This window comes from Lysobacter sp. TAF61 (assembly GCF_052113485.1).
GTDB lineage: Bacteria > Pseudomonadota > Gammaproteobacteria > Xanthomonadales > Xanthomonadaceae > Lysobacter_J.
In genome coordinates this window covers 201,309-221,415 of sequence record NZ_JBFRDH010000001.1, presented here as the reverse complement: position 1 = coordinate 221,415, position 20,107 = coordinate 201,309, and the positions used below count along the sequence as shown (strand labels likewise).

The 20,107-nt window shown below is 66.8% G+C and carries 23 protein-coding genes; 14 read left to right on the top strand and 9 right to left on the bottom strand.

The features are described 5' to 3' along the window. Nucleotides 1–4: 4 nt before the first annotated feature. From AB4Y64_RS01050 to asnS, 9 genes are all read right to left on the bottom strand, one after another. On the bottom strand, nucleotides 5–535 hold the full coding sequence (locus tag AB4Y64_RS01050) for a 3-hydroxyanthranilate 3,4-dioxygenase (protein WP_441814607.1): 531 nt from the start codon (nucleotides 533–535) through the stop codon (nucleotides 5–7). A gap of 6 nt (nucleotides 536–541) precedes the next feature. Then, nucleotides 542–982, bottom strand: coding sequence for a RidA family protein (locus AB4Y64_RS01045; RefSeq protein ID WP_441814606.1), 441 nt, complete (start codon nucleotides 980–982; stop codon nucleotides 542–544). Beyond that, nucleotides 979–1,650: a carbonate dehydratase gene (can, locus tag AB4Y64_RS01040; RefSeq protein ID WP_441814605.1), complete on the bottom strand. Its 672-nt coding sequence runs from the start codon at nucleotides 1,648–1,650 to the stop codon at nucleotides 979–981. The genes AB4Y64_RS01045 and can overlap by 4 nt, the downstream gene beginning before the upstream one ends. Then, nucleotides 1,647–3,080: an aldehyde dehydrogenase gene (locus tag AB4Y64_RS01035; RefSeq protein WP_441814604.1), complete on the bottom strand. Its 1,434-nt coding sequence runs from the start codon at nucleotides 3,078–3,080 to the stop codon at nucleotides 1,647–1,649. The genes can and AB4Y64_RS01035 overlap by 4 nt, the downstream gene beginning before the upstream one ends. Nucleotides 3,081–3,300: 220 nt before the next feature. Continuing rightward, nucleotides 3,301–4,086, bottom strand: coding sequence for an SDR family oxidoreductase (locus AB4Y64_RS01030; protein WP_441814603.1), 786 nt, complete (start codon nucleotides 4,084–4,086; stop codon nucleotides 3,301–3,303). Nucleotides 4,087–4,089: 3 nt separating this feature from the next. Further along, a complete protein-coding gene (locus AB4Y64_RS01025) occupies nucleotides 4,090–4,734 on the bottom strand; it encodes an FMN-binding negative transcriptional regulator (protein ID WP_441814602.1) in 645 nt (214 codons plus the stop codon). 21 nt (nucleotides 4,735–4,755) lie between these two features. After that, nucleotides 4,756–5,058, bottom strand: a complete 303-nt coding sequence (locus AB4Y64_RS01020; RefSeq protein ID WP_441814601.1) for a hypothetical protein — start codon at nucleotides 5,056–5,058, stop codon at nucleotides 4,756–4,758. Continuing rightward, nucleotides 5,055–5,360: a hypothetical protein gene (locus AB4Y64_RS01015; protein WP_441814600.1), complete on the bottom strand. Its 306-nt coding sequence runs from the start codon at nucleotides 5,358–5,360 to the stop codon at nucleotides 5,055–5,057. Before AB4Y64_RS01015 ends, AB4Y64_RS01020 begins: the two co-directional genes overlap by 4 nt. A gap of 121 nt (nucleotides 5,361–5,481) precedes the next feature. Beyond that, the gene (asnS, locus tag AB4Y64_RS01010; RefSeq protein WP_441814599.1) at nucleotides 5,482–6,882 is read right to left on the bottom strand and encodes an asparagine--tRNA ligase; all 1,401 of its coding nucleotides are present in this window, start codon (nucleotides 6,880–6,882) and stop codon (nucleotides 5,482–5,484) included. A gap of 126 nt (nucleotides 6,883–7,008) precedes the next feature. Between asnS and AB4Y64_RS01005 the strand changes: the two genes are divergently transcribed. The 14 genes from AB4Y64_RS01005 to imuA all read left to right on the top strand — a co-directional run bounded on the left by AB4Y64_RS01005 (nucleotide 7,009) and on the right by imuA (nucleotide 20,102). After that, nucleotides 7,009–7,347 (top strand): HesB/IscA family protein, encoded by a 339-nt coding sequence (locus AB4Y64_RS01005; protein WP_200605071.1) that lies wholly within the window; start codon nucleotides 7,009–7,011, stop codon nucleotides 7,345–7,347. Between the two features lie 86 nt (nucleotides 7,348–7,433). Beyond that, nucleotides 7,434–9,233 carry a DUF885 domain-containing protein gene (locus tag AB4Y64_RS01000; protein WP_441814598.1) on the top strand — a complete coding sequence of 600 codons (1,800 nt, stop codon included), beginning with the start codon at nucleotides 7,434–7,436 and terminating at the stop codon, nucleotides 9,231–9,233. Between the two features lie 261 nt (nucleotides 9,234–9,494). Beyond that, the gene (gene rpsF, locus AB4Y64_RS00995; protein WP_441814597.1) at nucleotides 9,495–9,920 is read left to right on the top strand and encodes a 30S ribosomal protein S6; all 426 of its coding nucleotides are present in this window, start codon (nucleotides 9,495–9,497) and stop codon (nucleotides 9,918–9,920) included. 12 nt (nucleotides 9,921–9,932) lie between these two features. Then, nucleotides 9,933–10,163, top strand: coding sequence for a 30S ribosomal protein S18 (gene rpsR, locus AB4Y64_RS00990; protein ID WP_055899483.1), 231 nt, complete (start codon nucleotides 9,933–9,935; stop codon nucleotides 10,161–10,163). A 126-nt stretch (nucleotides 10,164–10,289) separates the two neighbouring features. After that, nucleotides 10,290–10,742 (top strand): 50S ribosomal protein L9, encoded by a 453-nt coding sequence (gene rplI, locus AB4Y64_RS00985; RefSeq protein WP_441814596.1) that lies wholly within the window; start codon nucleotides 10,290–10,292, stop codon nucleotides 10,740–10,742. 178 nt (nucleotides 10,743–10,920) lie between these two features. Continuing rightward, complete coding sequence (locus tag AB4Y64_RS00980; RefSeq protein ID WP_441814595.1) at nucleotides 10,921–11,259, top strand: hypothetical protein; 339 nt, start codon at nucleotides 10,921–10,923, stop codon at nucleotides 11,257–11,259. Nucleotides 11,260–11,542: 283 nt separating this feature from the next. After that, nucleotides 11,543–12,958, top strand: a complete 1,416-nt coding sequence (locus AB4Y64_RS00975; protein ID WP_441814594.1) for a replicative DNA helicase — start codon at nucleotides 11,543–11,545, stop codon at nucleotides 12,956–12,958. Between the two features lie 83 nt (nucleotides 12,959–13,041). Beyond that, the gene (locus AB4Y64_RS00970) at nucleotides 13,042–13,371 is read left to right on the top strand and encodes a glycine zipper 2TM domain-containing protein (protein WP_441814593.1); all 330 of its coding nucleotides are present in this window, start codon (nucleotides 13,042–13,044) and stop codon (nucleotides 13,369–13,371) included. 74 nt (nucleotides 13,372–13,445) lie between these two features. Next, entirely contained in the window at nucleotides 13,446–14,573 is a 1,128-nt protein-coding gene (gene alr, locus AB4Y64_RS00965) for an alanine racemase (protein WP_441814592.1), read from the top strand. An 81-nt stretch (nucleotides 14,574–14,654) separates the two neighbouring features. Further along, nucleotides 14,655–16,094, top strand: coding sequence for a cryptochrome/photolyase family protein (locus AB4Y64_RS00960; RefSeq protein ID WP_441814591.1), 1,440 nt, complete (start codon nucleotides 14,655–14,657; stop codon nucleotides 16,092–16,094). 61 nt (nucleotides 16,095–16,155) lie between these two features. Beyond that, complete coding sequence (locus tag AB4Y64_RS00955) at nucleotides 16,156–17,625, top strand: WS/DGAT/MGAT family O-acyltransferase (RefSeq protein WP_441814590.1); 1,470 nt, start codon at nucleotides 16,156–16,158, stop codon at nucleotides 17,623–17,625. 93 nt (nucleotides 17,626–17,718) lie between these two features. Continuing rightward, nucleotides 17,719–18,453 carry an OmpA family protein gene (locus tag AB4Y64_RS00950; RefSeq protein WP_441814589.1) on the top strand — a complete coding sequence of 245 codons (735 nt, stop codon included), beginning with the start codon at nucleotides 17,719–17,721 and terminating at the stop codon, nucleotides 18,451–18,453. A 368-nt stretch (nucleotides 18,454–18,821) separates the two neighbouring features. Continuing rightward, nucleotides 18,822–19,430, top strand: a complete 609-nt coding sequence (lexA, locus tag AB4Y64_RS00945) for a transcriptional repressor LexA (protein ID WP_441814588.1) — start codon at nucleotides 18,822–18,824, stop codon at nucleotides 19,428–19,430. A gap of 9 nt (nucleotides 19,431–19,439) precedes the next feature. After that, nucleotides 19,440–20,102 carry a translesion DNA synthesis-associated protein ImuA gene (imuA, locus tag AB4Y64_RS00940; protein ID WP_441814587.1) on the top strand — a complete coding sequence of 221 codons (663 nt, stop codon included), beginning with the start codon at nucleotides 19,440–19,442 and terminating at the stop codon, nucleotides 20,100–20,102. Nucleotides 20,103–20,107 lie beyond the last annotated feature (5 nt).

Genomic DNA, 20,107 nt, shown 5'->3' with positions numbered 1-20,107 from the left:
TGGCTCAGGTGTCGGGCATGACGTACTTGGCCGGAGCCGGGTTGAGGTGCCCGCACTGCTTGCAGGTACGGTGCTCGCGCGACGAATAGAAATGGTCGAACACCGGCGGGAAGTCGGTCTCGATGTTCTTCAGCGGGAAGAACTCTTCGTAGAGCTTGTGGTTGCACTGCTCGCAGAACCACATCAGGCCGTCGAGCTCGTGCGGCAGGCGACGGCGCTCGATCACCAGGCCGACCGAGTCGGGCATGCGCTGCGGCGAATGCGGTACGCGCGGCGGCAGCAGGAAGGTCTCGCCGGCGCGGATCGGGATGTCGCGCACGGCGCCGTCTTCCTGGATGCGCAGCACCATCTCGCCCTCGAGCTGGTGGAACCACTCGGCGCCTTCGTCCCAGTGGTAGTCGGTGCGCTGGTTCGGGCCGCCGACGACCATCACGATGAAGTCGCCCAGGAACACGACCTTGTTGCCGACGGGCGGCTTGAGCAGGTGGCGGTGTTCTTCGATCCAGGCCTGGAGATTGATCGGGTTGGGAAGCATGGTCTCTTACTCTCCCGCGGACGTGCCGGGCATGACGGCGATGCACTTGAGCTCGATCGCGATCGGAGTCGGCAGTGCGGTGATGCCCAGCGTGGTGCGGCACGGCGCGGTATCGATGTCGGGGAAGTACTCGGCCCAGACCGCGTTGTAGGCCTTGAAGTCGTGTGCCATGTCGGTCAGGTAGACGGTGACGTCGACCAGATCCTCCCAGCGCGCGCCACTGGCCTCGAGCACGGTGTGCACGTTGGCGAACACCGCGCGCGTCTGCGCATCGATGTCGTAGCTGATCAGGTTGCCATCGGCGTCGTGGACGTTGCCGACGATGGCGTTGCTGGCCGGATCGCGCGGACCGATGCCGGACAGGAACAGCAGCTCGCCGACGCGTCGCGCATGCGGGTACGAGCCGACCGGTCGTGGCGCCGCGCCGGCGCGGATGGCATCGCTCATCGCGGCGAGTCTCCCTTGAAGGCGTTCACCCGCGCCACCGCCGCCTTGTACAGGCCATCGAGCGCATCGAAGCCGTCGACGTTCATGGCCATGTCGTGGACCAGGCCGTTGCGCAGGCTGTAGACCCAGCCGTGCACCGACAGGTCCTGACCGCGCGTCCAGGCGTCGCGGACAATGGTGGTCTGGCAGACGTTCTGCACCTGCTCGATCACGTTGAGCTCGCACAGGCGGTCATGGCGCTCGCTCTCGGCGGCGTGGGCGATGCAGTTGCCATGCTTGTCGGCGACGTCGCTGACGTGGCGCAGCCAGTTGTCGGCCAGGCCGACGCGCTGGCCGTGCAGCGCCGAATGCACGCCGCCGCAGCCGTAGTGGCCAACGACCAGGATCCGCTTGACCTTGAGCACATCGACGGCGAACTGGATCACCGACAGGCAGTTGAGGTCGGTATGCACCACGACATTGGCGATGTTGCGATGGACGAAGACCTCACCCGGTGCCATGTCGATGATCTGGTTGGCCGGCACGCGCGAGTCGGAGCAGCCGATCCACAGGTACTCGGGGGCCTGCTGCTTTGACAGGCGTCGGAAGAAGTCCGGATCCTCGCGGTTGATCCGCTCGGACCATTCGCGATTCTTTTCCAGCAGGTCGGCGAGGGGGTTTGTGCTCATTGCTTCCATCCCAGGTTCAGACCGACGTTCTTGGCGTCGGTGAAGAAGCGCATGGCCTCGAATCCGCCCTCGCGGCCCAGCCCCGACGCGCCGCTGCCGCCGAAGGGCGTTCGCAGGTCGCGTTGCAGCCAGGTGTTGACCCAGACCATGCCGGCGCGCAGCTGCGCGGCGAAGTGGTGGGCGCGGTTGAGGTCGCGGGTCCAGACCGATGCGGCCAGACCGTAATCGCCGGCATTGGCCAGGGCCAGTGCTTCGGTATCGGTGTCGAAAGGTTGCAGGGTCACGACCGGGCCGAAGATCTCTTCGCGGTTGCTGGCGCAATCCGGGCCGAGGCCGTCGATCACGGTCGGCATCACGAACCAGCCGGGGCGGTCGAGCGCGTTGCCGCCGCACAGCACCTGGCCGCCTTCATCGCGGGCGCGCTGCAGCGCCGCCATGACCTTGTCGAAGTGCGCCTGCGACACCAGCGGACCGAGCTGGTTGTCCTCGTCGATCGGATCGCCGACGCGCAGTCCGGTGGCGCGTTCGACCAGGGTGTCGCGGAATTCGCGATAGATGCTGCGCTCGACCAGGATGCGCGAGCCGCACAGGCAGATCTGCCCGGAGTTCTGGAACGCCGAGCGCACCAGCATGTCGAGATGATCGCGCCAGTCGCTGTCGGCGAACACCAGGGTGGGGTTCTTGCCGCCCAGTTCGAGCGAGACCTTTTTCAGTAACGGGCTGGCCATGCCGGCGATGCGACGGCCGACCGCGGTGCTGCCGGTGAACGACACCGCCTTGACGCGCGGGTCGACCACCAGCGGCTCGCCGACTTCGGGACCCAGGCCATGGACGATATTGAGCACGCCCTTGGGGAAACCGATCTGCGCGGCCAGTTCGCCGAGCATCGTCGCCGTCAGCGGTGTGACCTCCGACGGCTTGGCGACAACCGTGTTCCCTGCGGCCAGGGCCGGCGCGATCTTCCAGGTGAACAGGTACAGCGGCAGGTTCCAAGGAGAGATCGTCGCGACCACGCCGAGCGGCTGGCGCAGCGTGTAGTTCAGACCGGCCTGGCCGTGGTGCGATTCGCTGGCGAACTGGGTCGCGGCGTGGGCGAAGAAGCGCAGGTTGCTGATCGCGCGCGGGATCTCGGCTTCGCGTGCGAGCCGGATGGGTTTTCCGCCATCGCGCGACTCGGCGTGGGCGAAATCGTCGAGCCTGGCCTCCAGCGCATCGGCAAGCTTTTCCAGCCAGCGCGCGCGCTCGCTGTTGGGAAGGGCCGACCAGGCGGGGAAGGCGGCTTCAGCGGCGGCGATCGCCGCGTCGACGTCCGTGGCGTCGCCCTGGGCGACTTCGGCGAAGGGTTTGCCGTTGGAGGGGTCGATGACTTCGAGCCAGCGGCCCGATGCGGGTTCGCGGGATTGGCCGGCGATGAAGTGGCAAAGGCGCATGGGGCTAGCTTAACAGTGCGGCTTGGCCGTGCCTGTGCGTATGTTCGCTGCCTCCCGGCGGACCGGGGGCGCGCTTGCACCGTTCGTCCTGAGCGTAGCGCAGCGAAGTCGAAGGATGATCGGGCGGCCTGGCATGGCGGGCGCGGCGGTCCTTCGACTTCGCGCCTGCGGCGCTACGCTCAGGACGAACGGAGAGGGGCGCGATAGCTTCCCGGCAGGGCTACAGCGACCGCGTCCGCCCGCCATCCACCGGCAGGTTCACCCCGGTGATGTACGACGCCGCCGGCGAGCACAGGAACGCGATCGCCGCCGCGGTCTCCTGTGGCCGCGCGAAGCGGCGCATCGGGATCTCCGACACCATCTTCTCGAACACTTCCTCGCGGCTGCGCCCGGTCTTGCTGGCGGTGTTGTCGATGATCTGCTCGATGCGCGGCGTCTCGGTCGAGCCGGGCAGCACATTGTTGACGGTGATGCCCTTGGCGGCGACTTCGGTCGCCAGCGTCTTGGCCCACGATGCCACCGCCCAGCGCGTGGTGTTGGACACGCCCAGGCCCTGCAGCGGCTCCTTCACCGAAGTGGAGATGACGTTGACGATGCGGCCGTAGCCGTCGCGCTCCATGCCCGGGATCACCGCCTCGGCGAGCACGTGGTTGGCGATGAGGTGCTGGCGGTAGGCCGCCTCGAACGCAGCGATGTCGGCGCCGTGCACCGGACCCGGCGGCGGGCCGCCGCTGTTGTTGACCAGGATGTGCACGGGCCTGGCCGCCACGAGTGCTTCGACCTTGGCGCGCAGGGTATCGGTATCGGCGCTGTCGACGGCGATCCAGCCGTGAGACTGCCCCGGCGCGGTCGGCAACTGTTCGGCCGCATCGCGCAGGCGCTCTTCGCGTCGCGCCAGCAGGGTGACATTGGCGCCCAGTTCGGCCAGCGCCTTGGCGGTCGACAGCCCGATGCCCTGGCTGGCGCCGCAGACGAGGGCATGTCGGCCCTTCAGGTCCAGATCCATGTCTCAGTCTCCCTCGTTCTCGAGCAGGTGTTCGTTCGTGTGTTCGCGCATCAGCGCGGCGATCTCGCGGCCACCTTCGCGCTCGCTGGCGGACAGGTGCCGGCTGACCGACTCGCGATTGGCGAGCGGGTGGTTCTGGCTGAGCTTGAACTTCAGCGTGATCTGCTCGGCGACGAAGCGGAAACCGATGATCCCGCGCAACTGGCTGCGGTGATCGTCGCGTTCGAACTCGAAGCGCCAATCCTGGCCGACGCTGGCCTCGTGCTCGCGGCTCAGGCCATCGACGACCATCGCCAGCGAGGCCTCGTCGTTGAACGTGGTCAGGTTGCCGCGAAGGTGGGCGACCGCGTAGTTCCACGTCGGAACGCGCGCCTCTTCCTCCTTGTCCGGATACCACGACGGCGAGACATAGGCGTGCGGGCCGTGGAATATCGCCAGCGCAGGACCGCTGTGCCGCGCCTGCGGATTGGGCCTGGCCCAGTGACCGATCAGTTCGACGCGCTCGCCGTCGCGGCGATACAGCACCGGCAGGTGGGTGACGGTCGGCTCACCGTCGCTCACCGTGACCAGCGTGATGAAACGATCGCGTTGCGCCAGCCAGTCGAGCGCCTGCAGGTCGGTTTCGGCGAAGGCACGTGGCAGGTACATGCGGTCTCCGGTCGCTTGCGATCAGCGCCGCGAGGGAAGCTGCCGCACCATCTGCGCGCGCAGCATCTCGTCGTCGTCGCCGCTGGGCGGCGCCAGTTCGTCGAGGGCGAAGCCGCGCGTGTGTGCGTCGTCTTCATCGAGGCCGTCGAGGGAGACGAACTCGGCGTCCATCAGCGCGGCGCGGGCGGTGTCCTCGCTGTCGTAGGGCTGGCTGACGCCATCGCTGTCGAGCACTTCGGCGGTGCCGGCATCGAGGACGCGAAGGCGTGCCCAGATCAGCGTGCGGCCGATCGTCGCCAGCCACCATTGGTCGTTGTAGCTCATCCGATCACCACTGAAAGCAGCCAGAGGAGGGCGGCGCAGGCCAGGCCGGAGATGATCGTGAGCAACGAGATCCGCGCCGGATTGGCCAGGCCATTGAGGTTGCCGTCGGCCACCGACAGGTAACCGCGGCGCAACAGCCAGCCCCAGGCCGAGGGACGGGCGAACGCGCCTTCACCAAGTTGTGCCTGCAACTGCGGGTGGCGGTCGCGGATATGCACCAGCGACAGCGGCCAGAAGATCACGAACGCGCAGAAACCGGCGATAGCGATGGCGACGAAGAGCAGGGCGAAGAACAGGATCATGTCATTCCGTTTGCTGAGCCCTTCTCCCGCTGGCGGGAGAGGGGTTGGGGTGAGGGGACGAGCGCCCTCATCCGGCCCTTCGGGGCCACCTTCTCCCGCATGCGGGAGAAGGGCAGGGTCGTCAGTACTCGGCCTGGCCCGGCGCGCGCGGGTAGGGGATCGCGTCGCGGATGTTGCTCAGGCCGCAGACGTAGACCACCAGGCGCTCGAAGCCCAGGCCGAAGCCGGCATGCGGGACCGTGCCGTAGCGGCGGAAGTCGCGGTACCAGCCGTAATGCGAAGCATCCAGGCCGAACTGCGCCATGCGCGCGTCGAGCATGTCCAGGCGCTCCTCGCGCTGGCTGCCGCCGATGATCTCGCCGATGCCCGGGGCCAGCACGTCCATCGCCGCGACGGTCTTGCCGTCGTCGTTGAGGCGCATGTAGAAGGCCTTGATGTGCTCGGGGTAGTTGGTCACCACCACCGGGCGGCCGACGTGTTCCTCGGTCAGCCAGCGCTCGTGCTCGGTCTGCAGGTCCAGGCCCCATTCGACCGGGAACTCGAACTTCTTGCCGGACTTCTGCAGCAGCGTGATCGCATCGGTGTACTCGATGCGCTCGAACGGCGCGTTGACGAAGGCCTCCAGGCGCGTGATCGCATCGGGCTGGACGCGCTCGGCGATGAAGGCCAGGTCGTCGCCACGCTCGTTGAGCACGGCGCGGAACAGGTACTTGAGGAACTCCTCGGAGACGCGCGCGTTCTCGGCCAGGTCGGCGAAGGCGATCTCCGGCTCGACCATCCAGAACTCGGCCAGGTGGCGCGTGGTGTTGCTGTTCTCGGCGCGGAAGGTAGGACCGAAGGTGTAGACCTTGCTCAGCGACAGCGCATAGGCCTCGACGTTGAGCTGGCCCGACACGGTGAGGAAGGTTTCCTTGCCGAAGAAGTCGCGGCTGAAGTCGACCTGCCCCTTGTCGTCGCGGGGCAGGTTGGCCACGTCGAGCGTGGAGACGCGGAACATCTGCCCGGCGCCCTCGGCGTCGGAGGTGGTCACGATCGGCGTGCTGATCCAGTAGAACCCGTTCTCGTGGAAGTAGCGATGCACGGCCTTGGCCAGGCAGTCGCGGATGCGCGTGACGGCGCCGAACAGGTTGGTGCGCGGACGCAGGTGGGCGACCTCGCGCAGGAACTCCAGCGAATGCGCCTTGGGCTGGATCGGGTAGGTTTCCGGGTCTTCAACCCAGCCGACCACTTCCAGCGATGTGGCCTGGATCTCGAAGCTCTGGCCCTGGCCCTGCGAGGCCACCAGGGTGCCGGTGGCGATCACCGAGCAGCCGGCGGTGAGGCGCTTGACCTCGGATTCGTAGTTGGCGAGGGCGGCCGGGGCGACCACCTGGATCGGCGCGAAGCAGGAACCGTCGCTGACGTTGACGAAGCTCAGCCCGGCCTTGGAGTCGCGGCGGGTGCGGACCCAGCCACGGACCGTGACTTCGCCGCCCGCCGGGATCCTGCCTGCGAGGGCGTGTTCGACGCTGACCACCGTCATGCCTTGAATCCTTGCCTGTTCGGGCCGATATGGGGAATGCGGCAGTTTACCGAAGCGTCCGCTAAGCGTCGCTATAATTCGCCCAATGACGGTTTACCGTCCGTGTCGCCACCCCGGAGTGCCTCAATGGCTGTCACCCTTGCCCCCGCCGCCCTCGAACGCGTGCAGCGCTACCTGGTTGAATCGCCCGACGCGATCGGCCTGCGCTTTGGCGTGTCCCGGACCGGCTGCTCGGGCTGGCAGTACAAGGCCGACCTGGCCCGCGAGACGCACGAAGGCGACACCGTGTTCGAGCAGGAGGGCGTGCGCATCTACGTCGACGCGCTGAGCCTGGCGCTGGTCGACGGTACCCAGATCGATCTGGTCAAGCAGCGCCTGGGCGAGCAGTTCCTGTTCCGCAATCCCAACGTCACCGCCGAATGCGGTTGCGGCGAAAGCTTCACGACCAAGGCCGACGCGGCCTGAGTCCGGGCACGCCCCCCAAGCACCCCCCTGCAAGCGGGGGCAACAGCCAAGCTAGACTCGGTCCCTGTCTTGAAGGGGATTCCGCCATGCTCCGTCCCGTTTTGCTTGCCGTGGCCATTGCCGCCGGCCTGTCGGCGTCTGTGGTGACGACGTCGACCCACGCCGCCGAGCCCACGTCTGCGGCCGCACCGGCACGCAACGCCGCCACCCAGGCCCTCTACACGCTGTTCGACGAGGAATGGGAGCGCGGGCTGCGCGAGAACCCGGAAGAGGCCAGCTACAACGGCGACAACCGATTCAACGACCGCTGGACCGACATGCGCATGGCCGCGATCCAGTCGCGCATGGATGGCGACCGCAAGGCCCTGCAGCGCCTGCGCGCGATCGATCGCAATGCGCTGTCGGCAAGCGACCAGCTCAACTACGACACCTTCGCCTGGGACCTGGAAAAGGCGGTCGAGCGGCAGAAGTACCGCGAGTACCTCAGCCCGGTCGGCCACAGCGGCGGCGTGCAGACCGCCGAAGGCATCGCCGAGGTGCTGCCGTTCGCGACGACGAAGGACTACCGCGACTGGCTGGCGCGCATGCGCGCATTGCCGGCAGTGATCGAGCAGAACGAGGCACTGATGCGCGAAGGCGCCGCCAGCGGCAACACGCCGCCGCGCGTGCTGATGGAGCGCGTGACCGGGCAGATCCAGGCGCAGATCGTCGACGATCCCACCAAGAGCCCGTTCTACAAGCCGTTCGGCCGCTTTGCCGACACCGTCCCGGAGGCCGATCGCGCCGCCCTGCAGGCCGAAGCGAAGCAGGTGATCGGCGAAACCATCGTCCCGGCCTACCGCGGCTTCGCCACGTTCTTCGCCAACGAGTACCTGCCCAGGACACGCACCACGATTGCCGCCACCGATCTGCCCGACGGCAAGGCCTACTACGACTTCGTAGCCGGCTACTTCACCACCACCGACCTGAGCGCCGACCAGATCCACCAGATCGGCCTGAAGGAAGTCGCGCGCATCCGCGCCGAGATGGAGAAGGTGAAGGCCGAGGTCGGTTTCAAGGGCAGCATGGCCGACTTCTTCCAGTACCTGCGCAGCGACCCGAAGTTCTTCTACAAGACGCCGCAGGAGCTGTTCACCGGCTATGAGGCCATCGCCAAGCGGATCGACCCGAACCTGGTGAAGGTGTTCAAGACGATTCCGCGCCTGCCGTACGGCGTGCGCCCGATCCCCGACAACATCGCCCCCGACACCACCACGGCCTACTACCAGCCCGGTGCCGTCGACGGCACCCGCGCCGGCTACTACTACGTCAACCTGTACAAGCCGGAGGTCCGGCCGAAGTGGGAAATGATGGCGCTGTCGTTGCACGAAGCCGTGCCGGGCCACCACTTCCAGTTCGCCCGCGGCATGGAGCTGCCGGACATGCCGATGTTCCGCCGCACCGCCTACTTCGTCGCCTACGGCGAAGGTTGGGGTCTGTATGCGGAGCGACTTGGCTACGACATGGGCCTGTACGACGATCCGTACGACCGGATGGGGCAGCTGGCCTACGACATGTGGCGGGCGGTGCGGCTGGTGGTGGACACCGGCATGCACAGCAAGGGCTGGAGCCGCGACAAGGCGATCGCCTATTTCATGGACAACTCGCCCAAGACCCGCCAGGACGTGGTCAACGAGATCGACCGCTATATCGGCTGGCCGGGGCAGGCGCTGGCGTACAAGATCGGCCAGCTCAAGATCTCAGAGCTGCGTGAGAAAGCGTCGAAGCAGCTGGGCGACCGGTTCGACCTGCGCGAGTTCAATGATGCGGTGCTGGAGACGGGCTCGGTGCCGTTGCAGGCGCTGGAGGCGCGGATTGATGCCTGGATAGCCCTCAAGAAGGGTTGAGGCAGCTGCGGGGAGACCCATCCCCACCCCGGCCCTCCCCTTGAAGGGGAGGGAGACTATCGGGCGAGCGAAGTTGAGGGGGGGGGCTGGCGGCCGCAGGCCGTCGGGATTTGCTCCAAGCCCTTGAATCAGCCATAATTTCCGGCTCCGCGGGCCCAGGCCCGGGGAGACCTTGCTCCACCGCCTCCATTCCGGGAGGCCGGGGGGCTGATCCGGTCCGCACGGAAGTCATGCGGATCATCATCCACAAGGAATCACACCATGCGTCATTACGAAGTCGTGTTCCTGGTCCATCCGGACCAGAGCGAGCAGGTGCCTGCCATGATCGAGCGCTACAAGTCGCTCATCGAAGGCGGCGAAGGCAAGATCCACCGTCTCGAGGATTGGGGCCGCCGTCAGCTGGCCTACCCGATCGAGAACCTGGTCAAGGCCCATTACGTCCTGCTCAACATCGAAGTTACCCAGAACGTGCTCAACGAACTGGTCGACGGTTTCCGTTTCAACGATGCCGTGCTGCGTCACCTCGTCATCAAGCGTGACGACGCCGACACCGAGCAGTCCCTCATCATGAAGTTCAAGGATGAGAAGGGCGACAAGCCCGAGCGCGGCGAGCGCCGCCGCCGTGACGAAGAAAGCGAGACCGCAGTCGGTACCGCCGACGTCGCCGACGATAACGAAGCCGCCTAAGGAATCGCCAACATGTCCAAGTTCTTCCGTCGCCGCAAGTTCTGCAAGTTCACTGCCGAAGGTGTGAAGGAGATCGACTACAAGGATCTCAACACCCTGCGCCAGTACCTCACCGAGACCGGCAAGATCGTGCCGAGCCGCGTGACCGGCACCAAGTCGAAGTACCAGCGCCAGCTGTCCACGGCCGTCAAGCGCGCCCGTTTCCTGGCCCTGATCCCGTACACCGACAACCACAACGCCTAAAGAAATTGGTCCGCTCCCAGGGGGCGGACTCTCCTTGCCTTCAGCCGTTCGCGGCGAGGGCAGGGGTTTCGGACAGCGAAACACCGCTGCGGGGCATTGCCTCGCTAACGAAATAGGAGCAACACCATGCAACTGATCCTCCTGCAGAACGTGCAGAACCTCGGCAAACTCGGCGACAAGGTCAACGTCAAGCCGGGCTTCGGCCGCAACTACCTGATCCCGTACGGCAAGGCCACCCCGGCGACCCCGACCAACCTGGCCGAGTTCGAAGCGCGTCGCGCCGAGTACGAAGCCAAGGCCAAGGCCGCCCTCGACGGCGCCGAAGGCCGCAAGGCCGCGCTGGACGGCGTGGAAGTCACCCTGTCGGCCAATGCATCGACCGAAGGCAAGCTGTACGGCTCGGTCACCCCGCGTGACATCGCCGAAGCGCTGACCAAGGCCGGCCACAAGGTCGAGAAGTCGGAAGTCGTGCTGGGCGAAGGCCCGCTGCGTCGCACCGGCGAGTACGAGATCGTCGTGCACCTGCACGCCGACATCGAAGCCACGGTCAAGATCATCGTGGTCGGCGAAGTCGCCTGATCCGACGATCCACCCGGTTGCAGACGAAGGGCGCCCCAGGGCGCCCTTCGTTTTTCCGGGGCCCGTACTTGGTCTGCGCGCACTCAGACAATTCCTATGTGGTTCCGCTGGATGAGATGACACAGTTCCAAGTGCCATCGCCGTGGGATGGCGCTCCTTATCCCAGGACATCGCCACCGTGGACATGGACCACCAGAATTCCCCTGCCATCGATGCGATGCATGCGGTCGACCTGGCCGGCATTATCTGCCCGGGCAGATGCGACGAGGGCATGCCGCTCACGTCCATGGACGTGGTCGACCTGGTCGCCGACAGCCTGCGGGCGCTGTGCGAGGACGCGCAGGATGCGGATCGGGTGTTCTGGCTGATGGCGCGGGCGATCGATCTGCACCTGGCCGAAACCCTGATGGACGTGCGCCCGCGGCGGTGGAAGGCCGAAGCGCTGGACGCGATACTCAGCCTGGTATCGGAGCCGTTGCAGCGACAGGTCCGGTTGCACCTGGAGGCGTCGGGGTGATCGGGGACAGGGACACCGTCGGGCATTGGCCGCCGCGGCGCTCCTGAGTCGTCGAAACACGGGATACTGCCGGCGGGGATTGCCCGCGGTCCGGCGATGGACGGTCATCGGCTGCTGTCTCACCTGTTGAGACCCTGCCGTGTGATCTATCCACGCTGGCCTTATCCACGCGATATCCACAGAGTTATCTGCAACCCCTCGACGGCATCGGCGACTACGATGCCCGACCCGTTACACAATCACCGCCGCATCAGACGGCACACGGAAGGGGCAACAAAACGGCATGAGCGCACGTCCAGGGTTTCGCGGCGAGAAGCGGTTCGAGACGCGCACCGAGCAGCGCCTTGACCAGCTGCGTGTGCCTCCGCAGTCGATCGAAGCCGAACAGGCGGTGCTCGGCGGCCTCATGCTGGTGCCCGATTCCTACGACCGGATCGCCGACCAGCTCAGCGACAGCGACTTCTACCGGCGCGACCACCAGCTGATCTACCGCGCAATCCGCGAGCTGGCCCAGAAGAACCGGCCGTTCGACGCGGTGACCCTGGGCGAATGGTTCGAGTCGATGGGCCTGGCCGAGACGGTCGCCGGTGGCGCCTATCTGATCGAACTGGCCAGCACCACGCCGTCGGCCGCCAACATCACCGCGTACGCCGAGATCGTCCGCGACAAGGCGATCCTGCGCCAGCTGATCGACGTCGGCACCGGCATCGTCAACGACGGCTTCCAGCCCGACGGCCGCGAGAGCAGCGAGATCCTGGAAGACGCCGAGCGCCAGGTGCTGGCGATCGCCCAGGCCAACACCGCCGGCAAGACCGACTTCACCGCGGTGACCAAGGCGCTGTCGGAAGCCTTCGACCTGCTGCAGACCCGTTACACCAACGGCAGCGGCGTCACCGGCCTGGCCACCGGCTACACCGAGTTCGACATGTTGACGGCCGGCCTGCAGAAGACCGACCTGATCATCCTCGCGGCGCGCCCGGCGATGGGCAAGACGACGCTTGCGCTCAACATGGCCGAGTACGCCGCCTTCCGCAGCAAGCTGCCAGTGGCGGTGTTCTCGATGGAAATGTCGGCCTCGCAGCTGGCGATGCGCCTGATCTCCTCGGTCGGCCGCGTCAACGCCCAGCGTCTGCGTACCGGTCAGCTCGAGGACGAGGACTGGAGCCGCGTGACCAGCGCGATCCGCCAGCTGCGCGAGGTCAAGATCTTCATCGACGACGAGCCGGGCCTGTCGCCGGTCAAGCTCGCCGCCAAGGCGCGCCGCCTCAAGCGCGAGCACGGCGGCCTGGGCCTGATCGTCATCGACTACCTGCAGCTGATGTCGGTGCCCGGCAACAGCGAGAACCGCGCGACCGAAATCTCGGAAATTTCGCGCTCGCTCAAGGGCCTGGCCAAGGAACTGCAGGTGCCCATTATCGCCCTGTCGCAGCTCAACCGCTCGCTGGAAACGCGTACCGACAAGCGCCCGGTGATGGCCGACCTGCGCGAATCGGGCGCCATCGAGCAGGACGCGGACATGATCGTGTTCATCTACCGCGACGACTACTACAACAAGGAAAACTCGCCGGACAAGGGCCTGGCCGAAATCATCATCGGCAAGCAGCGTTCCGGCCCGACCGGGTCGATGAAGCTCAAGTTCTTCGGCGAGTACACCCGCTTCGACAACCTGTCGCACGACTCGGTCGGCAGTTTCGAATAAACGCTGGCCAAACGACGGTGGCACGCTTGACGTGCCCATAACGGCTGCCGGTGCAGCGTGGTCGCATCCTCTGGAGGTGTGCCATGCGCAGTTCATCGATTCTTCTGGCAGCCGTGCTTGTCGTCGCCGCGCCGCTGGCGATGGCGCAGAGCAAGAGCAAGTCGACCGGCAAGACCCCGCACTGCTACGACGTCCAGGTCGAGAAGCCAAAAGAGGTCAAGGACGAGCACAAGATCGCCGGCACGGCGATCGGTGCGGTCGCCGGTGGCCTGCTGGGCAACCAGATCGGTGGCGGCAGTGGCAAGACGATCGCGACGGTTGCCGGTGCCGCTGGCGGCGCGTACGCCGGTCGCAAGATCCAGGAAAACAACCAGAACAAGACCGAGACGGTGACCGAGCGGCGCTGCGACTGACGGTGGCGGGCGCGGCCCTTACAATGGCTTGCGCGTGACCACCCTCCGGGAACCAAGTGCACCAGTCAGCAGGCATGCCCCCGGCCGTCAGTGAACGGCCCACCCGAATCGCGGTCGATCTCGACCATCTGGCCTTCAATCTGCGCAGCATCCGCGCGCATGTCGGCGTGCCGGTCATGTCCATCGTCAAGGCCAATGCCTACGGCCATGGCCTGGTGCCGGTGGCCATGCACCTGCAGGCGCAGGGCGCGGAGCAGCTGGGCGTGGCGTTCCTGGAAGAGGGGATCGCGCTGCGCCAGGCGGGCGTGACCGCGCCGGTGCTGGTGCTGGGCGGCATCTTCGGGCGCCAGGTGACGCAATTCATCGCCCACGACCTGGAGATCACCGTTTCCTCGCTGGACAAGCTGCGGCTGGCCGAGGCAGCGGCCGAGGCGATGGGGCGCAAGGCGGTCATCCATCTCAAGATCGACACCGGGATGGAGCGCATCGGGGTGCACAGCTATTCCTCGCGCGCCTTCATCGAGGCGGCGGTGGCGTCGCCATGGTGCGTGCTCAAGGGCATCTATTCGCACCTGGCCTGTTCGGACGACCCGTTCTCGCCGATGACCGCACAGCAGCTGGAGCGGTTCCTCGATGCCTGCGCGCACTTCGAGCGGATCGGCGCGCCGATGCCGCTGCGGCACCTGGCCAACTCCGGCGGCGTGCTGCATTTCCCCGGCACCTGGCTCGACATGGTCCGCCCCGGGATCATGCTCTATGGCGTCCAGCCCGATCCGGGGTCGCAGCGCACGGTCGAGCTCAAGCCGGTGATGTCGCTGGCCTCGCGGGTCGTGTACTTCAAGGTGGTCAAGGCCGGCAATCCGGTCAGCTACGGCGCGACCTGGGCGCCGCAGCACGACACGCGCGTGGTGACAGTTCCGATCGGCTATGGCGACGGCTTTCCGCGGGCGCTGTCGTCGCGCGGCGAAGTGCTGATCCGCGGCCAGCGCTACCCGATCGTGGGAAGGATCTGCATGGATCAGTTCATGGTCGATATCGGCCAGGACAGCGCCTTCAACGAAGACGAGGTGGTGCTGGTCGGCGCCCAGGGCGACAACGCCATCACTGTCGAAGCGCTGGCGCAGCGGGCCGGGGTGATTCCGTACGAGATCCTGGTCGGCCTCAACGACCGCATTCCGCGCGAGTACCGCGGCGGCGCATAACTGACCTGGCCGCCCAGGCAGGGGCTGACGCCAGCGCCCCCGACGACGGCATACTTCGCCGGTCGATCATCTGGAGGCGCGATGTCCGCAACCGAGGCAGGTCCGATCGCGCTGGTCTGGTTCCGCAATGACCTGCGACTGGCCGACAACCCGGCGCTGCGGGCTGCCCTGGGCGGCGGCTACGTGCCGGTGCCGGTCTACATCCATGCACCAGACGAAGCCGGCGACTGGCGGCCGGGCGCGGCCTCCGATGCCTGGCGGCATCGTTCGCTGGACGCGCTGGACGCGCAGCTGCGCCAGCGTGGCTCGCACCTGCGCCGTTTCTTCGGCCCGAGCCTGGCGACGCTGCAGTCGCTGGTCGCCACCACCGGCGCCGAGGCGGTGTTCTGGAACCGCCGCTACGAGCCTGCGTACGAACAGCGCGATGCCCGCATCAAGCAGGTGCTGCGCGGGCAGGGTGTCCATGCCGAAAGCTTCAACAGCGCGCTGTTGTTCGAACCGTGGACGTTGAAGACCCAGCAGGGCAAGCCGTTCCGGGTGTTCACACCGTTCTGGCGTTCGGCGCTGGCGAACTGGCGACTGCAGGTCTGCGAGGACGCGCCGGCACGCCTGCCCGACAGCGGTGACGGACCCGAGGGCGTGCCATTGCCGGCGTTGCGCCTGGCGCCTGCCCGCGACTGGGACCGCGGCTTCTGGGAGACCTGGACGCCCGGCGAGGAAGGTGCGCTGCAGGCGCTGGAGGCATTCACCGACGGCGCACTGCGCGGCTACGCCGAACAACGCGACCGCCCGGATCGCGTCGGTACCTCGCGCCTTTCGCCGCACCTGCACTTCGGCGAGATCGCACCGTGGCGAGTGGTCGCGGCGCTGGAGCGCCTGCGTGGTTCGGCCGCCGACGCCGACATCGATGCGGCCCGGCGCGAACTGGGCTGGCGCGAGTTCGGGCATCACCTGCTGCATCACTTCCCCGAAACGCCGCAGCAGAACTTCGACCCGAAGTTCAACGCGTTCGACTGGGCGCAGATGTCGCCGTCGCGCCTGCAGGCCTGGCAACAGGGCCGCACCGGTGTACCGATCGTCGATGCCGGCATGCGTGAACTGTGGAGCACCGGCTGGATGCACAACCGCGTGCGCATGGTCGTCGCCAGCTATCTCACCAAGCACCTGCGCTACCACTGGCGACACGGCGCGCGCTGGTTCTGGGACACGCTGGTCGATGCCGACCTGGCCAGCAACACGCTGGGCTGGCAGTGGGTGGCCGGCACCGGCGCCGATGCCGCGCCGTACTTCCGCATCTTCAATCCGGTCACGCAGGCGCAGAAGTTCGATCCCGACGGCCACTACATCGCGCGCTGGTTGCCGGAGCTGGCGGCGCTGCCGCTGCCGTTGCGGTTCGCGCCCTGGCAGGACCCGGCGACCTCGCAGCGGCTGGCGCCGGACTATCCGGTGCAGCCGCTGGTCGACCTGTATGCGGGGCGTGATGGCGCCTTGCAGGCCTATCGCCAGATGCGGGTGTCGTAGCCGTTGCGTTGACGCTGCTCTTGGCCGCGTGATTCACTCGCGGCAAGGCTTTGGAGGGCGCATGGCGACGACAGGAGAGCGGGCAACTTCGCGCAAGCGCGCGCGCCGAGAGGCGATGTCGCGCGTGGACACGGCCTGGTTGCGCATGGAGCGGCCGACCAATCCGATGATGATCACCGGCGTGCTGATGTTTGCCGAGCCGATGTCGCTGGATCGGCTCAAGCGCGTGATCAAGCAGCGCTTCCTGTCCTACCGCCGTTTCCGCCAGAAGGCCGTCGATACGCCGGCCGGCGCGTCCTGGCGCACCGACCCCAACTTCAACCTCGACTGGCACGTGCAGCCGGCGGCGTTGCCGGGGCGTGGCGACAAACGCGCGCTGGAGCGTTTCGTCAGCCAGCTGGCGTCGTCGCCGCTGAGCCACGACCGGCCGTTGTGGCAGTTCCACCTGGTCGAGCATTACGACGGTGGTTCGGCGCTGATTGCACGCATCCACCACAGCTACGCCGATGGCATCGCCCTGGTGCAGGTGCTGCTGTCACTGACCGACACCCAGCCCGACGCCAGCGGCGACAGCGAACTGCCGCGCGCCTGGCTCAAGCAGGACCACGCCGAGGTTGCCCGACGCGTCGGCGCCGTCGACCGCTACATGCAGCTCGGCAGCAAGGTCGTCGAGAAGGGCATGGACTTCTATCGCGACCCGGGCCTGGCCGCGGTGCTGGCCAAGGAGGGCGGCGAGATCGCGCGCGAACTGCTGCATGCGCTGGCGCTGTCGGACGATCCGCCGTCGCTGTTGCGCGGACGCCTGGGCGTGAGCAAGCGCGTGGCCTGGGCCGAGCCGCTGGACCTGGAGGAAGTGAAGGCGGTCGGTCGCGCCTGCGACTGCACCGTCAACGATGTGCTGATGGCGACCGCCGCCGGCGCCTTGCGCAGCTACATGATCGAACGCGGCGAACGCGTCGATGGCATGACGCTGCGGGCGACGGTGCCGGTGAACCTGCGGCCGCTGGAGCATGCACGCAAGCTGGGCAACCACTTCGGCCTGGTATTCCTCGATCTGCCGGTCGGCGAGGGCAATCCGATTCGTCGGCTGGAGCGCGTGGCCGAGTGCATGCGTAACCTGAAGAATTCCAGGCAAGCCATTGTTGCGTATGGTTTGTTGGCTGCGCTTGGCATGGCGCCGGCGGCGGTGCAGGGATTGGCGCTGGAGCTTTTCAGCCGCAAGGCGACGGCGGTGGCGACCAACGTGCCGGGGCCGCAGCAGCCGCTCTACCTGGCCGGCTGCATGCTGCGCGAGATGATGTTCTGGGTGCCGCAGACCGGCTCGATCGGCGTCGGCATTTCGATCCTGAGTTACAACGGCCGCGTGCATTTCGGACTGATCGCCGATGGCCGTCTGATCCCGGATCCGGATGCGGTGATCAGCCGTTTCGGCGCCGAGTTCGAGAAGCTGCTGTACCTGTCCTTGATGGGAAGTTGGGAGCACACGCTGGATGCCGTTGCGGCAGAAGCCATGTTCCCTGCCGGAAACTGAATAGGTGTGATGGCTGCTCGCTCGCGTTGTACGCGGACGTGATTAGCTTGTCGCAACTCTCAGTCATCCGACTTTCCAGGAAGGACCTTCCCGATGAAGAACCAGATCAAGATCGCATTCGCCGCGCTGGCGATGACCGCCGTGCTGGCCGGTTGCGCCACCAGCCAGCCCTATTACGGCCAGCAGTATCCGCAGGGTCAGTATCCGCCGCAGCAGCAGGGTCAGCAGCCGCCGCCGGCGCAGCAGCAGGGCATGAGCAAGACCGGCAAGGGTGCGTTGATCGGTGCGCTGGCCGGTGTCGCCGCGGGCCTGCTCAGCGGTGACGATGCCACCGAGCGTCGCCAGCGTGCGCTGGTCGGCGCTGGTGTGGGTGGCCTTGCCGGTGCTGCGATCGGCAACTACCAGGACCGTCAGGAGCGTGCGCTGCGCGACCAGATGGCCGGTACTGGCGTCGATGTCGTCCGCGACGGCAACAACATCACGCTCAACATGCCCAGCGGCATCACCTTCGATTTCGACAAGTCCAATCTGAAGCCGGAGTTCTATCCGGTGCTCGACAACGTTGCGCGCACGCTGCAGGAGTACAACCAGACCATCGTCGAGGTGGCCGGTCATACCGATAGCGTTGGTAGCGATGCCTACAATCAGAAGTTGTCGGAGCAGCGTGCCAATGCGGTGTCGGGCTATCTGACCGGTCATGGCCTCAACCGCGATCGTTTCATCGTGGTCGGCGCGGGTGAGACCCGTCCGGTGGCGAGCAATGATTCCGAGTCGGGTCGTGCGCAGAACCGTCGCGTCGAGATCACGCTGGTGCCGATCGAGTCCTGATCCGGCGCAGGTGTGATTCGTAGAGAGCCGCCTTCGGGCGGCTCTTTGCTTTTGGCGGAGCTTCTGTCTTCGGTGCGGCGCCGTCCGCCAACCCGGGGATCGCTACGCCCCGCGGACGACGTCCTGTCTTTACGCGGGGCGTGGGCCATCCAACGGCGCTTCGGCGCTTTATTGCCTGGTCTTCGGGTTGCCAATGGATCCCGGCTTTCGCCGGGATGACGGCCGGGACCCTGTCCCGCAACATTTCGGCCAGGGCTTCAGCAATCATTCGTAAGGCGTTGAAATCTATTGGGCCAATGATCACCGCTCGCGCAAAGACGACAGGCGGATCTGTTCAATCCTGACGCCAAGGTGTAAATATATGCACCATGGCCAGCCCTTCCCCGAAACGTACCGCCGTCCTGGCCTTCATCCGTGATCGGATCGAGGAGGGGCAGCCGCCGAGCCTGGCCGAGATCGCACAGGCTTTCGGGTTCGCGTCGGTCACAGCGGCCAAAAAGCATGTGCAGGCATTGGCCGACGCTGGCCAGATCGAGCTGGTGCCAAACCAGCGACGCGGCATCCGCCTGGTCGGTCGCGATGCGCCGGGTGAGCTGGTCAGCCTGCCGGTGCTGGGTCGGGTTGCGGCCGGTGTGCCGATCGGGGCCGACATCGTCGAGGACGCGCCGCGGTTGCGGCTCGATCGCCGGCTGTTCTCGCGTGCGCCCGATTACCTGCTCAGGGTGCAGGGCGATTCGATGATCGACGACGGCATCCTCGATGGGGATCTGGTCGGGGTGCATCGCAGCAGCGAGGCGCGCGATGGCCAGGTGGTGGTGGCGCGGGTCGATGGCGAGATCACCATCAAGCGGCTGGAGCACGAGGGCGAGGGCATCCGCCTGTTGCCGCGCAACCCGGCGCATTCGCCCATCGTGGTCGGGCCCGGCCAGGACTTCGCCATTGAAGGCATCTTCTGCGGTCTGATCCGGCAGGGCTGAGGGCAGGGCATGGGCGCGGTCGTCGCCATCGACAGCCTGCTGGACCAGCGCCGGCTCTGGAAAGGCCAGCAGCGCCATGTGCTGTCGGCCAGTCCGCAGCCGAGCGGGCACGCCATGCTCGATGCCGTGCTGCCTTCCGGTGGCTGGCCCGACGGTGCGTTGACCGAACTATTGATCCCGGCCGATGGCGTCGGTGAGTTGCGTCTGCTGTGGCCGACGCTGGCACGGCTGTCGCAGCAGGACGGCGCGCTGGATAAAGGCCCGCTGGATAAAGGCCCGCTGGATAAAGGCACGATCATCCTGGTCGCGCCGCCCTACGTGCCGTTCGCACCGGCGTGGCAACGCGCCGGCGTGCGCCTGTCGCAGTTGCAGGTGATCGATACGCCGCCGCGCGATGCGTTGTGGGCGGCCGAGCAGTGCCTGCGCTCGGGGGCCTGCGCGGCCGTGCTGTGCTGGCCGATGCATGCCGACGATCGCGCGCTGCGGCGGTTGCAGGTGGCGGCCGAAACCGGGCGCTGCCTGGGCTTTGCCATCCGTCCGGCCAAGGCCGCGCGCAATCCTTCGCCGGCGGCGCTGCGCATCGCCATCGACACCGATCCGCAGCAACTGCGCGTGCTCAAATGCCGCGGCGGCCTGGCGCCGACGCGGCCCATTGCCTTCGACTGGCAGTGAGGCAG

Bases quoted from the DNA above. Each gene is read 5' to 3' on its own strand.
- AB4Y64_RS01050 (WP_441814607.1), bottom strand. From the start codon at position 535: ATGCTTCCCAACCCGATCAATCTCCAGGCCTGGATCGAAGAACACCGC.
- AB4Y64_RS01045 (WP_441814606.1), bottom strand. From the start codon at position 982: ATGAGCGATGCCATCCGCGCCGGCGCGGCGCCACGACCGGTCGGCTCG.
- can (WP_441814605.1), bottom strand. From the start codon at position 1,650: ATGAGCACAAACCCCCTCGCCGACCTGCTGGAAAAGAATCGCGAATGG.
- AB4Y64_RS01035 (WP_441814604.1), bottom strand. From the start codon at position 3,080: ATGCGCCTTTGCCACTTCATCGCCGGCCAATCCCGCGAACCCGCATCG.
- AB4Y64_RS01030 (WP_441814603.1), bottom strand. From the start codon at position 4,086: ATGGATCTGGACCTGAAGGGCCGACATGCCCTCGTCTGCGGCGCCAGC.
- AB4Y64_RS01025 (WP_441814602.1), bottom strand. From the start codon at position 4,734: ATGTACCTGCCACGTGCCTTCGCCGAAACCGACCTGCAGGCGCTCGAC.
- AB4Y64_RS01020 (WP_441814601.1), bottom strand. From the start codon at position 5,058: ATGAGCTACAACGACCAATGGTGGCTGGCGACGATCGGCCGCACGCTG.
- AB4Y64_RS01015 (WP_441814600.1), bottom strand. From the start codon at position 5,360: ATGATCCTGTTCTTCGCCCTGCTCTTCGTCGCCATCGCTATCGCCGGT.
- asnS (WP_441814599.1), bottom strand. From the start codon at position 6,882: ATGACGGTGGTCAGCGTCGAACACGCCCTCGCAGGCAGGATCCCGGCG.
- AB4Y64_RS01005 (WP_200605071.1), top strand. From the start codon at position 7,009: ATGGCTGTCACCCTTGCCCCCGCCGCCCTCGAACGCGTGCAGCGCTAC.
- AB4Y64_RS01000 (WP_441814598.1), top strand. From the start codon at position 7,434: ATGCTCCGTCCCGTTTTGCTTGCCGTGGCCATTGCCGCCGGCCTGTCG.
- rpsF (WP_441814597.1), top strand. From the start codon at position 9,495: ATGCGTCATTACGAAGTCGTGTTCCTGGTCCATCCGGACCAGAGCGAG.
- rpsR (WP_055899483.1), top strand. From the start codon at position 9,933: ATGTCCAAGTTCTTCCGTCGCCGCAAGTTCTGCAAGTTCACTGCCGAA.
- rplI (WP_441814596.1), top strand. From the start codon at position 10,290: ATGCAACTGATCCTCCTGCAGAACGTGCAGAACCTCGGCAAACTCGGC.
- AB4Y64_RS00975 (WP_441814594.1), top strand. From the start codon at position 11,543: ATGAGCGCACGTCCAGGGTTTCGCGGCGAGAAGCGGTTCGAGACGCGC.
- AB4Y64_RS00970 (WP_441814593.1), top strand. From the start codon at position 13,042: ATGCGCAGTTCATCGATTCTTCTGGCAGCCGTGCTTGTCGTCGCCGCG.
- alr (WP_441814592.1), top strand. From the start codon at position 13,446: ATGCCCCCGGCCGTCAGTGAACGGCCCACCCGAATCGCGGTCGATCTC.
- AB4Y64_RS00960 (WP_441814591.1), top strand. From the start codon at position 14,655: ATGTCCGCAACCGAGGCAGGTCCGATCGCGCTGGTCTGGTTCCGCAAT.
- AB4Y64_RS00955 (WP_441814590.1), top strand. From the start codon at position 16,156: ATGGCGACGACAGGAGAGCGGGCAACTTCGCGCAAGCGCGCGCGCCGA.
- AB4Y64_RS00950 (WP_441814589.1), top strand. From the start codon at position 17,719: ATGAAGAACCAGATCAAGATCGCATTCGCCGCGCTGGCGATGACCGCC.
- lexA (WP_441814588.1), top strand. From the start codon at position 18,822: ATGGCCAGCCCTTCCCCGAAACGTACCGCCGTCCTGGCCTTCATCCGT.
- imuA (WP_441814587.1), top strand. From the start codon at position 19,440: ATGGGCGCGGTCGTCGCCATCGACAGCCTGCTGGACCAGCGCCGGCTC.